The 16,559-nt window shown below is 73.2% G+C and carries 11 protein-coding genes; 9 read left to right on the top strand and 2 right to left on the bottom strand.

All coding sequences use genetic code 11. From position 1 onward, the window contains the following. Positions 1–11: 11 nt before the first annotated feature. The 5 genes from OG403_RS20405 (at position 12) to OG403_RS20385 (ending at position 6,857) form a co-directional block, all read left to right on the top strand. Positions 12–371, top strand: a complete 360-nt coding sequence (locus OG403_RS20405) for an SseB family protein (protein ID WP_329566435.1) — start codon at positions 12–14, stop codon at positions 369–371. Next, positions 364–888 (top strand): hypothetical protein, encoded by a 525-nt coding sequence (locus OG403_RS20400; protein ID WP_329566433.1) that lies wholly within the window; start codon positions 364–366, stop codon positions 886–888. The genes OG403_RS20405 and OG403_RS20400 overlap by 8 nt, the downstream gene beginning before the upstream one ends. Then, positions 888–5,483 (top strand): putative T7SS-secreted protein, encoded by a 4,596-nt coding sequence (locus OG403_RS20395; protein WP_329566431.1) that lies wholly within the window; start codon positions 888–890, stop codon positions 5,481–5,483. Before OG403_RS20400 ends, OG403_RS20395 begins: the two co-directional genes overlap by 1 nt. Then, positions 5,429–5,935 carry a hypothetical protein gene (locus OG403_RS20390; protein ID WP_329566429.1) on the top strand — a complete coding sequence of 169 codons (507 nt, stop codon included), beginning with the start codon at positions 5,429–5,431 and terminating at the stop codon, positions 5,933–5,935. The genes OG403_RS20395 and OG403_RS20390 overlap by 55 nt, the downstream gene beginning before the upstream one ends. Before the next feature lie 433 nt (positions 5,936–6,368). Then, on the top strand, positions 6,369–6,857 hold the full coding sequence (locus OG403_RS20385) for a hypothetical protein (protein ID WP_329566428.1): 489 nt from the start codon (positions 6,369–6,371) through the stop codon (positions 6,855–6,857). A 34-nt stretch (positions 6,858–6,891) separates the two neighbouring features. Here the strand turns inward: OG403_RS20385 and OG403_RS20380 are convergent, their stop codons facing one another. Together OG403_RS20380 and OG403_RS20375 are read right to left on the bottom strand one after the other, a co-directional pair. Beyond that, positions 6,892–7,413 carry a universal stress protein gene (locus OG403_RS20380; protein ID WP_329566426.1) on the bottom strand — a complete coding sequence of 174 codons (522 nt, stop codon included), beginning with the start codon at positions 7,411–7,413 and terminating at the stop codon, positions 6,892–6,894. A 72-nt stretch (positions 7,414–7,485) separates the two neighbouring features. Beyond that, on the bottom strand, positions 7,486–9,729 hold the full coding sequence (locus tag OG403_RS20375; RefSeq protein WP_329566423.1) for an asparagine synthase-related protein: 2,244 nt from the start codon (positions 9,727–9,729) through the stop codon (positions 7,486–7,488). Between the two features lie 1,095 nt (positions 9,730–10,824). On the opposite strand from OG403_RS20375, the gene OG403_RS20370 reads away from it, so the two are divergent. The 4 genes from OG403_RS20370 (at position 10,825) to trmB (ending at position 16,551) form a co-directional block, all read left to right on the top strand. Next, positions 10,825–12,348, top strand: coding sequence for an MFS transporter (locus tag OG403_RS20370; protein ID WP_329566421.1), 1,524 nt, complete (start codon positions 10,825–10,827; stop codon positions 12,346–12,348). Between the two features lie 402 nt (positions 12,349–12,750). Further along, positions 12,751–14,334: a TROVE domain-containing protein gene (locus OG403_RS20365; protein ID WP_329566419.1), complete on the top strand. Its 1,584-nt coding sequence runs from the start codon at positions 12,751–12,753 to the stop codon at positions 14,332–14,334. A gap of 72 nt (positions 14,335–14,406) precedes the next feature. Next, entirely contained in the window at positions 14,407–15,642 is a 1,236-nt protein-coding gene (gene lhgO, locus OG403_RS20360) for an L-2-hydroxyglutarate oxidase (RefSeq protein WP_329566417.1), read from the top strand. 69 nt (positions 15,643–15,711) lie between these two features. After that, entirely contained in the window at positions 15,712–16,551 is an 840-nt protein-coding gene (gene trmB / locus OG403_RS20355; protein WP_329566415.1) for a tRNA (guanosine(46)-N7)-methyltransferase TrmB, read from the top strand. Positions 16,552–16,559 lie beyond the last annotated feature (8 nt).

Raw genomic sequence — 16,559 nt, 5'->3', positions numbered from 1 at the left:
ACGGGGGGCTCGTGTCCGGGGTGGAACTGACCGAGCGTCTGGCGGCGCTGCAAGCGGGCCAGGTGAACGGCCCAGGCCTCATAGCGGCGTTCCGCGAGGCGCTGCTGCTGGCGCCGACCGAGAACGGCAAGCCGCTGGCGGCGGACTCCGGCGGCGTGCGCTGGTTGTACGCGTTCACCGACGAATCCGCCCTCGCCCGGTTCGCGTCCGCGCGCGGCCTGGAGCCACCGGTTGAGTACCTGACGGTCTACGGCCGCCGCCTGCTGGACGTCGCGGTGCCGGCTCTCGGCGTCCCGGCGGGCGTGGCGCTGGACGCGGCGGGCCCGGTGCCGTTCGCACTCCCGCCGGCGGTGGCGGTGGACCGTGGCTGACTCCTACCAGGTCGACCCGGCCGCGCTGGCCGACATCGCGAAGGGCATCAACGACGCCGTCGCCGAGCTGAAGAAGCTCGGCATCGACGAGGGCGCCGAGGTCGGCCGCGGCTTCTCCGCCATCTCGCTGACCGGGATGCAGGTCGGCAACCCCGGTCTGCAGTCCGCGCTGGACGACTTCTGCGAGCGGTGGAGCTGGGGCGTGCGCACCCTGGTGCACGACGGCACCGAGATCGCCGACCGCCTCGGACTGTCGGCGGGCCGCTACCACGACCAGGACCAGTACGTCTCGGGCGCGCTCAAGGACGCGGTCAACGCGGCGATCGGCAACCCGGATCTGACGGACAAGCAGGTCGAGGGCCAGTCCTGGGACCAGACGTGGGACGACAACCCGTACACCCAGGTCACCGGCGCCGACTACTCGAAGGCCTCGCTCGACAAGGCGGCGGGCGACTCGGCGGCGGCGTGGCAGGCGGAGTTCAAGGACGTCGAGCAGCAGGCGGGCGGCAAGGGCTGATGGGACTGCTCGACGGGATCGGCGACGGCCTGGAGGGGCTGTACAAGGACGGCAAGAAGCAGATCGGCCAGGCCATCGACCAGAACGCCCACGCGGTGGGCGGCCTGCTGGACTTCGTCGGCCTGCACGACGCCGCGCACTCCGTGGACACGTTCGGCGACCAGATCGCCGACAACCTCGGCGCGCAGGTCGGCGAGCTGCAACTGGGCGACTCGGACGACCCCAAGGACCTGGTCCACGGCGACGCGAAGGCGCTGAGCGACGCGGCCGGCAAGCTGCGCGCTTTCCACGACGCGTTCGAGGAGACCGGCGGCGGTCTGCAGGCGATGGACTCCTCGCACTGGCAGGGCCAGGCCGCCGACGCGTTCCGGGCCCGGTTCGAGCCGCACCCCGCCCAGTGGCTGACGGCCGCCGACGCGTGCGCCGCCGCGGCCGGTGCGCTGGACGGCTTCGCACAGACCGTCACCTGGGCCCAGGGGCAGGCCAAGCAGGCCATCGACGCGTACAACGCCGCCAAGAAGGCCCACCAGCAGGCCCAGGACGCGTACAACGCGAGCGTCGACAGCTACAACAAGGCCGTCAAGACGTGGAACGCCGCCGCCCAGTCCAACCCGAACCCGGGCCCCAAGCCCACCGACCCCGGCGACTTCCAGGACCCCAGCGCCACCCAGCTCACCCACGCCCAGGACCTGCTGCGCGGTGCCCGCTCGGGCCGGGACGCCGCCGCCGACAGCGCGGCGAAGGCGCTGAAGGCGGCGACCGGAACCGCGCCGCAGGAGCCGAGCTTCACTGACCGGATGAAGCTGGACTCCGTCGACCTGGCCGAGGGCGGCGCGACGGGCGGCGTCCACCTGTACGGCGGGATCGTCAAGGGCGCGGCGGGCATCGTGGACTTCGGGCGCGGCCTGAACCCGATGGACGTCTACAACGTCACCCACCCCGCCACCTACCTCGACCACGTCAACCAGCTCGCCGTCGGCCTGGTCCACGCCGACCTGCACCCCACCGACGTGGTCAAGTCGATGGTCGGCTCGGGCTGGGGCTCGGACCCGTTCGAGGCGGCCGGCAGCCTCCTCACCAACGTCGCCTTCGGGGCCGCGACCGGCGGCGGCGGCGAGGCCGCCACGGCCGCCGAGTCCGTGGGCATCAACGCCACCAAGGACGCGGCCAAGGACGCCGCCGAGAACGCGGGCGGTGGGACGGGCCGTGACGCGGTCACCGACCCGGACGTCAACGGGCGCGACCCGGGCGACCGGGTCTGCGAGGGCGACCCGATCGACATGGCCACCGGCTTCATGACGCTCACCCAGACCGACGCCCAGCTGGCCGGGGTGCTGCCGCTGCTCTTCACCCGCACCCACGACTCGCACTACCGCGCGGGCCGCTGGCTGGGCCCGACCTGGGCGTGCACGCTGGACGAGCGCCTGGAGGTCGACGCCGAGGGCGTGGTCCTGCTGCGCGGCGACGGCATCGCGCTCGCCTACCCGCACCCCGCGCCCGGCGTGCCCACCCTGCCGAGCACGGGCGCGCGGTGGCCGCTGGCCGTGGACGCCGAGGGCCGGTACACCGTCACCGACCCGGTCGCCGGGCAGGTCCGCGCCTTCCGTCCCGACCCGGACCACCCGGCGCTGGCCCCCCTGGACTCGATCACCGACCGGGTCGGCCACCAGCTGGTCTTCGAGTACGACCACGACGGCACCCCGATGGGCATCCGGCACTCGGCCGGTTACCACCTGGAAGTCGAGGTGGCCGACTTCCGGATCACCGCACTGCGCGTGGGTGCGGTGGAGCTGGTCCGCTACGGCTACACGGACGGCCACCTCACTTCGGTCGTCAACTCCTCAGGCCTGCCGCTGCGCTTCGAGTACGACGCCGCCGGGCGGATGACCGCCTGGACCGACCGCAACGACTCCCGCTACGAGTACGGCTACGACGACCAGGACCGCTGCATATCCCAGGGCGGCTCGGGCGGCCACCTGCGCTGGCGCTACGAGTACCGCCCCGGCCTCACCCTCGCCACCGACTCGCTGGGCGCGGTGAACCGCTACGAAGTCAACGCGCGCCACCAGATCACCGCCCACACCGACCCGCTCGGCGCAGTCACCCGCTACACCCGCGACGCCTGCCACCGCCTGCTCGCCGTCACCGACCCGCTGGGGCGTACCAGCGCCTTCGAGTACGACGCGGCGGGCAACGTCGTGACCGTGATCCGCCCGGACGAGGTCCGGTCCACCGCCGTCCACAACGCGCTCAACCTGCCCGTCAGCGTGGTCCATCCGGACGGCTCGACCTGGCGCCAGACCTACGACGAGCGCGGCAACCGCACCTCGGTCACCGACCCCGCCGGCGCCACCACCCACTTCGGCTACGACGCCGCCGGTCACCTCGCCTCCCTCACCGACGCGCTCGGCCACACCACCGCCGTCCAGTGCGACGCGGCCGGCCTGGTCCTGGTCAGCACCGACCCGCTCGGCGGCCGGACCCGCTACCAGCGCGACGGCTTCGGCCGCCCCGTCACCGTCACCGACCCGCTGGGCAACGCTGTTCATTTGTCCTGGAACCCCGAAGGCCTGCTCACCACCCGCACCACCGCCGACGGCGCCACCGAGAGCTGGACCTACGACGGCGAGGGCAACACCCTCACCCACACCGACCAACTCGGCGCCACCAGCACCTTCGAGTACACCGACTTCGACCTGCTCACCGCCCGCACCACCCCCGACGGCGCCCGCCACACCTTCACCCACGACGCCGAGCTGCGCCTGGTCGAGGTCACCAACCCGCAGGGCCTGACCTGGTCCTACCAGCACGACGTGGCCGGGCGGCTGATCGCCGAGACCGACTTCGACCGGCGCACGCTGCGCTACACCCACGACGCCGCCGGCCAACTCACCAGCCGCACCAACGGCCTGGGCGAGCGCATCGGCTACCGCTACGACCTGCTGGGCAACCTCACCACCAAGGACGTCGCGGGCGCCGCCACCAGCTACGCCTACGACCCGCTCGGCCGCCTGATCGCCGCCACCGGCCCCGACGCCGCCCTCACCCGCACCCTCGACCCGCTCGGCCGCCCGCTCACCGAGACCGTCGACGGCCGCACCCTCAGCAGCACCTACGACGCGCTGGGCCGCCGCACCGCCCGCACCACCCCGTCGGGCACGGTGAGCAGTTGGACCCACGACGCGAGGGGCAACCCACTCGCCCTCACCACCGCCGGGCACACCGTCAGCTTCGACCGCGACGCGGCCGGCCGGGAGACCACCCGCCACCTCACCGACACCGTCACCCTCACCAGCGGCTACGACGCGCTCGGCCGCCGCGCCTCGCTGCGCGTCACGGCCGGGCCCGACGTCCTCCAGCACCGCGACTACCGCTACCGCGCCGACGGCCACCTCACCGGCATCGACGACCGGCAGACCGGCACCCGCCGCTTCGACCTCGACCCCGCCGGCCGGGTCACCGCCGTGCACGCCGCCAACTGGAGCGAGCGGTACGCCTACGACGACGCCGGCAACCTCACCGACGCCGAGTGGCCCACCCGCGACGACAGCGCCCTCGGCGCCCGCGGCTACACCGGCACCCGGATCACCACCGCCGGCCGGTTCCGCTACACCCACGACGCCCAGGGCCGGGTCACCACCCGCCGCCACACCATGCTCTCCGGCCGCACCGACACCTGGCACTACACCTGGGACCCCGAAGACCGCCTCACCGCCGTCACCACCCCCGACGGCACCCAATGGCACTACCGCTACGACCCGTTCGGCCGCCGCATCGCCAAACAGCGCGCCGACGCCCCCGAGTGGACCCACTTCACCTGGGACGGCCCCACCCTCGCCGAACAGACCGCCCACAGCCCCACCCTCCCCGGCCCCTACACCCTCACCTGGGACCACGACGGCCTCCACCCGCTCACCCAGACCGAGCACCTGCACCTCACCGACACCGAGGTCGACCGCCGCTTCTTCACCATCCTCACCGACCTCATCGGCACCCCCACCCACCTCCTCAACCCCGACGGCTCCCCCGCCTGGCAAGCCCGCACCACCCTCTGGGGCACCACCACCCAGCCGAAGAGCGCGTCCACCACGACCCCGCTGCGCTTCCCGGGCCAGTACTACGACGCCGAGACCCGGCTGCACTACAACGTGCACCGGTACTACGACCCGGCCACGGCGCGGTACCTGAGCGCGGACCCGCTGGGGCTGGGGGCGGCGCCGAATCCGGTGGCGTATGTGGGGAACCCGCATACGTGGGGCGATCCGCTGGGGTTGGCGCCGTATGACCCGAAGGGCGTCGACCTTTCCAAGGCGCGCCGAGTCAGCGGATTGTTCGACAATACTGGGACCCCCAACGAGATCGTTTACCGGCAGAAGACTGATGGTACCGTCACCGCATATGCGGTCTATGATGACCTGGGACGGCTGTACAAGCGTGTCGACATAGACCCGGCTTCTGCACCGCACGCAGGAATACCTGCACCACATGCCCTAGAAATGCACATAAATCGCAACCCCAAGACCGGGCAAGAGTTCCCCAGATGGGACAAGATGCCCCGCCCAATCAGGCCCGACGAGGAAATTTACTGGAGCTGACATTGAAAGCCCGGGACTATTCAGAAGTATCCTCCTGGATCGACTCAGCCGGCGGAGACCTGGATTCATTCGACTTTATCTCCACAAAATTCACCCTCGGCGACTGGATCTCCATCTCGGAGGTGTTCACCCCGGATTTCATTCTCGTCGAAGGCTGTGTCATCTGGGATCGCTGCTTCGAACAGCAAAACTTTGACCTCTGGTGGAAGACACTGTCCGGTGATCGCACTCGGATCGAGGCCACTCTGAATCAACTGAGGCTATGGCAGCTCATTGGGTACCGTGGATCCGCCGAGGACCTGCTGGCAGCTCGCTCGATTGCCGACTCCATTGCACAATGCTGGCGCACGCGACTGGGCGAGAGATTCCCTGAAATCGAATTTGCGCTATCCGTAGCAGAGACCGAAGACGGTCCGATCATCCGATTCAACACCGTTCGAACATCCACTTGATGCCACATTCTCCCGGAACCGGAGACACCGATGCCATTGGACGATCCCACCGAGCTCGGTCCGGCAACCCGTTCCATGGCATCACCGGCAGCTGTCCCGCCGGGGTCGTTCACCGCCAAACAGCCTGACCTCATGCGGGCGCTTCTTGCAGGGGACATCCCAGGAGGTCTTTTCGTGAAGGGATGAGCGAACCCACGGGCAACTGGCGCGTGGCCTGGACGATATTTTCTATGCACTGGAGGAATACCCGATAGATCCTGCCCTGAGAGAGGTCGGATCCGTCGGAAGCGGACCTCATCGAATTAGTCCGCCAAGTCGCCCTTATTCTTAAAGCCTCGTCCGCACGTGATTAAATGCTTGCGCACAACCGGGACCACAACGAGAGCCACGGTCAATAGATGCAAGATCTGTTTGATGCCGCGATGACCCTGGGATGATGGATACGGAAAGCTTTCTGGCAGAAGCGATTGCCACCGGGACCATCGTCGGCATTCGACTCGGCAGCAGCCTCCGCGACGTTGACCAAGCTCTCCGTATTCCGTTCGCGGAGGAGGTCGACGAAACGGGCACCGGCTATCTCAGGCGTGACTACGGATTGATTGAACTGTCCTTTGGCAGTCACCCAGACTGGGCCTGCAACAGCATCCTGATCGAGGTCCACCGGCTGGCGCAGCAGCAGGATCTGATCGATGAGTGGAGAGCTGCCCACAATATCGCGCTCGCCAGATACACAACCTGGGGAAGTGTCCAGAAAATCCTTTCCGAACACTACCGTCTGGCGGACATGAAAATTGTTGCACAAGGGGACACTGTCGCCTTCCGATCCTCGGATCCACGATTCTCGGTGACGGTGATGTCTCCTGGCGGCAGCCGCGGCGACTGGCCGGGCGGGGGCGACATCGTGAGCATCGATATCTTCTGACAGCCAGGAGACGAGGCGTCACTCCGCCGCCCCCTCATCCCCCCGCTCCCGCCACCGGCGCCGGCACCACCAGCACCGGGCACGCCGCGTGGTGCACCGCCGCCGTGCTCACCGACCCCAGCAGCAGCCGCGAGAAGCCCCCGTTCCCCCGGGTACCGATCACCAGGGTGTGCTGCCCCACCGTCGCCGCCAGGAGCACCTCCACCACCTGCCCGAGCGCCACGTGCAGCGACAGGCGCTCGCCGGCGAACGGCGCGCGCCGGGCCCGCTCCACCGTCGAGACCGCGCGCCGCAGGCCGTCGGCCATGCTGCTGCTCAACCGTTCGATGCTCTCCTGGACCAGCTCGGCCATGCCCGGGGGGTAGCCGCCGGGGGACGGGTTGACCACGCCGAGGACGTAGAGCGGCAGGGCGTAGCGCTCGGCCTCGGACATGGCGCGGTGCAGGGCCCAGAGGGAGCCGTCGGAGCCGTCGCAGGCGGCCAGGATGCCCGGGGGGAGTGGGGGGCCGGGTGGGGTGGTGGTGACGGGCAGGGGGTGGGGCTCGGTGGTGGTCACCTGCGGGGTCTCCAGCGGAGTGAGGGGCAGTCAGGTCATGATCCGTCCAGAACCGGTGGATCCCGCGCAGGCTCAGCCGAACCGCGCTGCCGCCACCGCCTGGCGTTGGGGCAGGGGCAGGCCGCTCCAGCAGGAGCCGTGGCGGCGGGACTCGAAGCGGCGCAGCCAGAGTTCCACCGCGACCAGGTCGGCCAGGCCGTCCAGGGCGCCCGGCGGCAGGTCGGCGTAGGGGTCGGCGGCGGTGCGCAGGGCGCGGCGGACGACGGGCAGGTCGATCAGGCCGGCTTCGGCCAGCAGGGGTTCGTGGAACAGCTCGGCCAGTTGGTCGGCGGCGGCGCGCAGGCCGGCCCGGGCGGCTTCGGCGCGGTCCGGGCGGGGGGCGCGGCCCCAGTCGGCGGGGAGGTCCGAGCGGCCGGCGCCGGCCAGGACGGCGCGCAGCAGGGCGTGCCGGGCGCCGGGCTGCAGGCGCAGGTCGGCGGGGAGGAGGCGGGCGGCGCGGATCACCCGGTTGTCGAAGAAGGGGGCGTGCACGCGCTGGCCGTACTGTTCGGCGGCGTGCACCAGGGTGCGGAACGCGCCGGCGTGGTGGTGCAGCGCCAGCCGGGCGCGGCGGACGCCGGGGTGCAGCTCGGGCGCGGGGCCACGGGCCGCGAGCCGCAGGCGCAGGGCGACCGCCGAGAGCGCGTCGTCGGAGAGGAAGCGCGCGGCCGGGCCCGGCACGCACCAGGCCAGGTCGGCCACCGAGTACGCCCCGGCGGTGAACCGCACGCCGGGGCGCGCGCTCGGGCGCACCGAGTCCCGACGGGCCGTCAGCTGCACGGCCGCGTCGTCCAGCGCCTCGGCGTAGCCGCCCCGGGCCAGGCGGCGGGCCGCGCGCAGCACGGTGACCGGGGTGCGCACGGTGCCGGTCAGGGTGCCCGCGAGCGCGCGGTCCACGCCGGCCAGGGCAGCGACCGGCGGCAGCAGTTCCCGCTGGCGGCCCTCCCGGATCAGGTCGGCGAGCCGGGCCGGATGGCCGTCCAGCACCTGGCGGGCGCCGTGGCCGGTCAGGTGGTCGGCGCCGCCCGCGCTGAGCCGGACAACGGTGCCGGGGACGGTGACCAGGGCCCGGCCGGGCTCGTCGGTGAGCGCCCCGCCCGCCAGATCGGCGTAGGGCAGGCTCAACGGGGTGGCGGCCAGCACGGTGTGCCGCAGTCGGGGGCGGCCGACGTCCAGCGGGGTCTCGGGGGTGGTGCGCGGGGACTCCCGGACAGTGACGGCGGCGAGGAGTTCGGGCTCCGGCGGCTCGCTTGCCGGGTCGGGGCGGGTCCAGGAGCCCTTGGTGGCACCGTTGCGCGGCAGGAGCTCGGCCGAGAGACCGGATCCGGGTGCCTGAGCCGGTGCCGGGCCAGGACCGATCGGGACGGCGGCGGCGAGCAGGGCCAGGGCGGTGGAGGCGGTCCCGTAGGAGAGGTCGGCGCCGATCCGGGGGCGCCGCGGCCCGGGGCCGGCCGTGGCGGGCGCGTTGCGGACCCGGGAGCGGACGGCTTCCAGCAGCGTCCGGGTCAGCTCCCGGACCGCCGGGGCCTCGCCGCCGCCCTGACCGGGAACGCCGCCGGGGCTGCCCTCGTCGTCGTAGTCGGTCAGGTGCGGGCGGCCACCCCGGATGGCGAGCGTGTGGCCCGGTGGGACCCGGTGCACCCCCACGTACGGGGTGCCGGTGCCGAGCGCCTCGGGGGACTCGGGACAGGCGAGGGTGGCGGCCAGGTGGCCGGTGTCGACCGGCGCGCCGATCAGGTCGGCCAGCGGCAGGGCGGCGGTGGCGTAGGCGGTGCCGCCGCACCAGGGGGTGTGGAAGACGGGTTGCAGGCCGGCCAGGTCGGTGAGCAGCAGGGTGTTGCGGGTACCGACCCGCAGCACCACGGTGTAGCTGCCGGGCCAGCCGGTCAGGTGGCGCACCGCGCCGCCCCGGGCGGCGGCCAGTCCGGCGGCCAACTCGTGGTCGGCGGCGCCGCAGTGGCCGAGCACCAGCAGGCGGACCACGGCCTCGGTGTCCTGGGTCAGGTCGGCGGGCAGCGGACCGGTGCTGACGGTGGGGTGGCGGGTGTTGGGGAGCAGGACGGCCTGCCGGATCTCCTCGGCGCGCCAGTCGCCGACCGCCCAGAGCGGGTCGGGGCCGGTCCACAGCGCGGTGGCGGCCAGGGGGCGCACGGCGGCGAGTGCGCCGAGCGCGTCCTGGACGGTGGGCGCCGGGGCCGATCGGGCGTCAGACGGGCGGCGGGCGACCGGGATCCGGGCGCTGGACACGGTGCCGCTCCAGCCGGCCAGCCACCGCATCGCGCCTCCACCAGGTGTGGACGTCCCTGCGCTCGCGCGCGGCGGGCGGTCAGGAGCCGGCCGCGGGCGAGCCAAGGGACATGGTGCCACTGCGGAGGCGCCCGGGGTCCGCGGGTGAAGGTCGGGTGATTCTGGGGAGCTACGGGCGATTTCGGGCATTCTGGGCACTGCGGCCGGCCCGGACGTGGAGTGCCGCGCGGGCCGGGCCTCCCGAGTCGCTGGTGCCCGGCCGGCCGCTGGAGGGACGGCGTCCGGCGGCCGGCCGGGCGGCATCTGACGCACCGTCCGTACTGGACGGCCCGTGGGGACGGCGAACCGACCGGCGGGCGGACCAGTGCGGACGGCGGGCGGACCGGCGCGGGCGCCGCGCGTCCGATTCGCGGCGCCCGCACCGAGGCGAGCAGGTCCGGCAGCGACCGGCCGGACCGCGCACCCCGGGCCGCGCACCCGGCCCCGAGTGCACGGCCGGTCCGCAGCGCACCGGTCGGGCCAACCCCCGCTCGCCTTGCTCACCACGCACACAGGGCACGCGAGGCACACCTGTGCACATCGACACCGGCCGACCCGCCCCGCGCCGACTCCCCGATTACGCCATGGTCATGCCCAGATGGCCAAAAAGTGTCGCAAGCCCGGGAGGGCATCCGCATGCCCTCCCGGACCTCGGCCACCACCCGCGGGGAACTGAGGCAGCGGCATCCCCCGGCCCGCCGGGTCCTCGACGGCGGGCCGACCCACAGCCCCTAGCGAACTGCTGGGCAGCCGCTCGAGCCAGGGGGCACAGGTGGGCGCACGTCAACACAGGACCGGAGCACGCCCCTCCCCATGGGCCGCCGGGCACCGGTCGCCCCGGACGAACCCCGAGAACAACGCCCGGCCCGCCCCCGCACCACCCCGCGACCGCCCCGGCGGCAACGAACCGCGCCCCGATGCCCCTATGCGATCCCGCCATCCGGAATGCTTCCCCTTAACCCTGGGAACCCGGCCGACTACGCTAGGTACCGCCGACGCCGGGCCGACCGGCCCGCGGCCGCAGCACCACCGCAGCACCACCGCAGCACACCGAACGGCAAACACCGAACAAGGGGGTGCCGTCGAATGAGCATCAGTCCACGGGGACCGAACGAGCGTCTCGGCACCCTGCTGACCCAGGCTCAGATCAGCAACGCCGGCCTGGCCCGCCGGGTCAACGACCTCGGCGCCCAGCGCGGCCTGACGCTGCGCTACGACAAGACCTCGGTGGCCCGCTGGGTGAGCAAGGGCATGGTGCCGCAGGGGCCGGTACCGCACCTGATCGCCACCGCGATCGGCGGCAAGCTGGGCCGCCCGGTGCCGCTGGAGGAGATCGGGCTCGGCGACACCGATCCGACGCCCGAGCTGGGCCTGGCCTTTCCGCGCGCGGTGGCCGAGGCGGTGCGCTCCGCCACCGACCTGTGGCGGGTCGACCTGGAGCTGCGGCGCGGCCCCGGCGGCGGACGGTGGAGCGACGCGCTGGCCGGGACCTTCTCGGTCGCGGCGTACTCGACGCCGGTCGCCCGCTGGCTGATCAACCCGGTCGACAGCTCGGTGGCCCGCGGCACGGACGAGCCGCCGAACGCCGCCCCGACCGCCCCGACCGCCCCGGCTCCCGCGAACCCCGCGAACCCCGCGCCCGAGAAGGCCCCCGCACCAGCCCTCCCCCTCCCCGCGCCCCGCTCGGCCGTCTACCGGGTCGGCCAGTCCGACGCCGCCAAGCTGCGCGAGGCCGCCCAGGAGGCGCGCCGCTGGGACTCCAAGTACGGTGGCGGCGACTGGCGTTCGTCCATGGTGCCGGAGTGCCTGCGGGTCGAGGCGGCCCCGCTGCTGCTCGCCTCCTACAGCGACGCGGTCGGCCGGGCGCTGTTCGGCGCGACCGCCGAACTGACCAGGCTGGCCGGCTGGATGGCCTTCGACACCGGCCAGCACGAGGCCGCCCAGCGCTACTACATCCAGGCGCTGCGGCTGGCCCGAGCCGCCGCCGACGTGCCGCTCGGCGGCTACGTGCTGGCCTCGATGAGCCTGCAGGCCTGCTACCGCGGCTTCGCCGAGGAGGCGGTCGACCTGGCCCAGGCGGCGCTGGAGCGCAACCGGGGTCTGGCCACCACCCGCACGATGAGCTTCTTCCACCTGGTGGAGGCCCGGGCCCAGGCGCGGGCCGGCAACGCGGCGGCCTCCTCGACGGCACTCGCCGCCGCCGAGAACGCCCTCGAACGCTCCCGCCCCGGCGACCCCGATCCCGCCTGGATCGACTTCTACGCCTACGACCGCCTGGCCGCCGACGCCGCCGAGTGCTTCCGCGACCTCGGAGTGCCCGCCAAGGTCCGCCAGTTCACCCGCGAGGCGCTGGCCCGGCCAACCGAGGGCTTCGTCCGCTCGCACGGCCTGCGCCTGGTGGTCTCCGCGATGGCGGAGGCGGAAGCGGGCAACCTGGACGCCGCCGTCGAGGCCGGCGAGCGGGCGGTGGAGGTGGCCGGCCGGATCTCCTCGCAGCGCAGCCGGGAGTACGTGCTGGAGATGCTGCGCCAGCTGGAGCCTTTCCAAGGCGAGCGCCGGGTACGGGAGTTGACGGAGCGGGCCCGGGTGGTGCTGGCGGCGCCCGCGTAGCCGACCGCTATTTCGGATGCGGGTTCGATCGGGGCGCCGCTACAGTCGTCCCTGTCCAGGTGCGCAGGTCGGGGTTACTTCCCTTAATGGACGGGTCCCGGGTTCGAGTCCCGGTCGTCGGTTCGTCCGGCGGTAGCTCAGTTGGTAGAGCAGTTCTTGTCACCTCAGCCGCTCTCTGATCTCTGGACACCTATTCGTGAATACGCCGCACCTCCCGGTGCGCGGACGGCGGTTACTTCCGATGGAGTGCCCTCGGGCGCGTTGAAGTCACCCAAACCCGCCGTCGCCCTTGATCTCGGGAGGCATCGCAGCAGGGGGCCGGCACACGCGTCGGCCCCCGCACCTCGCCATGCCCTCCCCTGCCCCGCTCTCGTCGCTCAAGTCCGCAGGGGGACCCCGCTCATGGCCCGCTTCAACCTCAGGAACCGCATCGCGCCGCCCCGTTCGCCCGTCCGCAGCACCGGCGAGCAGGCCGTCAACCACGAGGGCGGCACGGGTCACCTGCGCGAGCCGAAGTCGGAACTCTTCCTCCTCTCGGTCGCCAACCTGGTCGGCCAGGAGACCTTCTACGAGTCCGGCGGCGCCCGCGACGACCGCTTCACCGCGCTGGTGCGCGAGTTGGCCGTCGCGGACCCGCAGTGGACGCTGGGCCTGCTGCGCTGGCTGCGCGGCGAGGCGAACATGCGCACCGCCGCGCTGGTCGGCGCGGCCGAGTTCACCCGGGCCCGGCTGGACGCCAAGGCGCCCGGCTTCTCCCGGCAGGCCGTGGAGACCGTGCTGCGCCGCCCCGACGAGCCCGGTGAGCTGCTCGCCTACTGGACCTCGCGCTACGGCCACCGCCTGCCGCAGCCGGTCAAGCGCGGCGTCGCGGACGCCGTGCGCCGCCTCTACACCAGCCAGGCGCTGCTCAAGTACGACACCGCGAGCCGTGGCTTCCGGTTCGCCGACGTGCTGGAGCTGACCCACCCGAGCCCGGACCCGCAGCGGGCCGGCCAGGGCGAGCTGTTCAAGTACGCGCTGGACCGCCGCCACCACCCGGCCGAGGCCGTCCCGCCGGCCGGCGACGCGCTGCTCACCGCCAACCACGAGTTGCTGACGCTGCCGGTCGAGCAACGCCGGGCGGTGCTCACCGGGCCGGGCGCCGCCGAGCGGTTGGCGGCGGCCGGGCTGACCTGGGAGGCACTGGCGGGCTGGCTGCGGGGACCGCTGGACGCGGCGGCCTGGGAGGCGATCATCCCGTCCATGGGGTCGATGGCGCTGGTGCGCAACCTGCGCAACTTCGACGAGGCCGGGGTCGGCGACGAGGTCGCCGAGCGGGTGGCCGCCAAGCTGAGCGACCCGGACGAGGTGCGCCGCTCCCGGCAGTTCCCGTTCCGCTACCTGGCCGCCTACCAGCACGCCCCGTCGCTGCGCTGGGCCTACCCGCTGGAGAAGGCACTCGGCCACTCGCTGCGCGGCGTCCCGGCACTGGGCGGGCGCACCCTGATCCTGGTGGACCGGTCCGTCTCGATGTTCGACCGGCCGAGCCAGCGCAGCGGCCTCAACCGGGCCGACTCGGCGGCGATCTTCGGCACCGCGCTGAAGGTCCGCGCCGCCGACGCCGACCTGGTGGAGTTCGGCAGCACCAGCCGAGTGGTCGAGGTGCACCGCGGCGAGTCGGTGCTCGCCGTGCTGCAGCGCTTCCAGAACCTGGGCGGCACCAAGACCGCCGAGGCGGTGCGCACGCACTACCAGGGCCACGACCGGGTGGTGATCATCACCGACGAGCAGACCGGCTACGGCTACCACGGTGACGACCCGCTGGCCGCCGTGCCGGACCGGGTGCCCGTCTACACCTGGAACCTGGCCGGCTACCGCTTCGGCCACGGGCCGTCCGGCGGCGCCCACCGGCACACCTTCGGCGGGCTCGGCGACGCCGCCTTCCGGCTGATCCCGCTGCTGGAACGGGGAGCCGACGCCGCCTGGCCGTGGGAGCAGAGCGCCTGACCCTGCTGACGGCGAGCGCGCGCCCGTGGCACCATCGGCCACGGGGGCGCGTCGGCGTGAGGAGGGTGGCGGATGACCTACGACCACGAGGTCCTGGTGGTGGGCGGCGGCATCGTGGGGCTGGCCACCGCGCTCGCGCTGACCCGGGAGCGGCCCGGACTGCGGGTCGGGGTGCTGGAGAAGGAGAGCGCGCCGGCCACCCACCAGACCGGGCGCAACAGCGGGGTGATCCACAGCGGGGTGTACTACCGCCCCGGCTCGCTCAAGGCCCGGTACGCCACCGAGGGCGCCGCCGCGATGGTGCGGTTCTGCCGCGAGCACGGGCTGCCGTGCGAGGTGAACGGCAAGCTGATCGTCGCCACCGCCGCCGAGGAGCTGCCCCGGCTCGCCGCACTCGCCGAACGGGGGCGGCGCAACGGCATCCCGGTACGGGAGTTGACGTCAGGTCAGATAAGCGAGTACGAACCGCAGGCGGTCGGCCTGGCCGGTCTGCACGTCGCCACCACCGGCAGCTGCGACTACACCGCCGTGGCCCGGACCTACGCCGCGCTGGCCGCCGAACGCGGCGCCGAACTGCGCACCGGCACCGAGGTGCTGGCCATCGACCGGCGGGCCGACGGGGTGACCGTGCGGACCGCCGGCGGCGAACTGCGCTGCGCGGTGCTGGTCAACTGCGCGGGCCTGCACAGCGACCGGCTGGCCCGGCTGGCCGGCGACGACCCGGGCCTGCGGATCATCCCGTTCCGCGGCGAGTACTACGAACTCGCCGCCCACCGGCGGGACCTGGTGCGCGGCCTGGTCTACCCCGTCCCCGACCCGGCCTTCCCGTTCCTCGGCGTGCACCTGACCCGGGGCGTCCACGGGGACGTGCACGTGGGCCCGAACGCCGTCCCGGCGCTGGCCCGCGAGGGCTACGACTGGCGCACCGTGCGCCCGGCCGAGCTGGCCGCCACCCTGGGCTTCCCGGGCGCCTGGCAGCTGGCCCGCCGGCACTGGCGCTACGGCCTGGGCGAGTTGCACCGCTCGCTCTCCAAACCGGCCTTCACCACCGCCGTGCGGCGCCTGCTGCCCGCCGTCACGGCCGCCGACCTGGTGCCCGCCCCGGCCGGGGTGCGGGCGCAGGCGGTGGCCCGGGACGGCACGCTGCTGGACGACTTCGCCTTCGCCGGCTTCGACCCCGACCGCCCCGGCTCGACCCGCCGCCTGGTGCACGTGCTCAACGCCCCCTCCCCCGCCGCCACCGCCTCGCTGCCGATCGGCCGCGAGGTGGCCCGGCGGGCGCTGGCCGCGCTGGCGGCCGAGGAGTGAGGGGCGGCACGGGTGCCCGTCCGGGCCGCTACCCCGGAAAACCGGGTGCCCCGTAAACTCGACGGCATTGTGACTTCGACTGCCACCTCCCCCCAGCTCCCCGCCCAGTCGCCCTCCGCGCGCCTGTCGGCCGCGCCCGCGGGCTACCCCGCCCCGATGTATCCGCACCGGGCCACCGAGGAACAGCACCGCGAGCACCGGATCCGCAGCTTCCAGCCGCGCCGCGGCCGGATGACCCCGGCCCAGGCCGGTGCGCTGGACCGGCACTGGGAGCAGTGGGGCCTGGCGATCGACGGCACCCCGCTCGACCTGACCACGCTCTTCGGCGGGCTGCCGGTCACCCTGGAGATCGGCTTCGGGATGGGCGAGACGACCGCCGCGATGGCCGCCGCCGACCCGTCGACGGGCATCCTCGCCGCCGACGTGCACACCCCCGGCCACGGCAACCTGCTGGGCATGCTGGAGCAGAGCGGCGCGCGGAACGTGCGGCTGGCGGCCGGTGACGCGGTGATCCTGCTGCGCGACATGCTGGGCGACGCGAGCCTGGCGGGCCTGCGGGTCTACTTCGCCGACCCGTGGCCCAAGCCCAAGCACCACAAGCGCCGCCTGGTCCAGCCGCACTTCCTGGACCTGGTGCTGCCCCGCCTGGCGCCCGGCGCGCTGGTCCACTGCGCCACCGACTGGGAGCCCTACGCCGAGCAGATGCTGGACGTGCTCGGCGCCCGCCCGGAGCTGGTCAACCTGCACCCCGAGGGCGACGGCAGCGCCTGGACCGACGAGGAGCGCCGCGCCGACGGCACCGTGCCCGGCTACGCGCCGCGCCCCGACTGGCGTCCGGTGACCAAGTTCGAGCGGGCCGGCCTGGCCAAGGGTCACGTGGTGCACGATCTGCTGTTCCGCAAGATCTGACGCCACGT

The organism is Kitasatospora sp. NBC_01266 (genome assembly GCF_036242395.1).
In the GTDB taxonomy this organism is placed as follows: domain Bacteria; phylum Actinomycetota; class Actinomycetes; order Streptomycetales; family Streptomycetaceae; genus Kitasatospora.
Note: the sequence above shows the minus strand (reverse complement) of the source record. Positions and strands in the feature narration are given on the sequence as shown.

What these genes read in the sequence shown, in the direction of transcription:
- OG403_RS20395 (WP_329566431.1), top strand. Translation starts at nt 888, where the DNA reads ATGGGACTGCTCGACGGGATCGGCGACGGCCTGGAGGGGCTGTACAAG.
- OG403_RS20390 (WP_329566429.1), top strand. Translation starts at nt 5,429, where the DNA reads ATGGGACAAGATGCCCCGCCCAATCAGGCCCGACGAGGAAATTTACTG.
- OG403_RS20385 (WP_329566428.1), top strand. Translation starts at nt 6,369, where the DNA reads ATGATGGATACGGAAAGCTTTCTGGCAGAAGCGATTGCCACCGGGACC.
- OG403_RS20375 (WP_329566423.1), bottom strand. Translation starts at nt 9,729, where the DNA reads ATGCGGTGGCTGGCCGGCTGGAGCGGCACCGTGTCCAGCGCCCGGATC.
- OG403_RS20370 (WP_329566421.1), top strand. Translation starts at nt 10,825, where the DNA reads ATGAGCATCAGTCCACGGGGACCGAACGAGCGTCTCGGCACCCTGCTG.
- OG403_RS20365 (WP_329566419.1), top strand. Translation starts at nt 12,751, where the DNA reads ATGGCCCGCTTCAACCTCAGGAACCGCATCGCGCCGCCCCGTTCGCCC.
- lhgO (WP_329566417.1), top strand. Translation starts at nt 14,407, where the DNA reads ATGACCTACGACCACGAGGTCCTGGTGGTGGGCGGCGGCATCGTGGGG.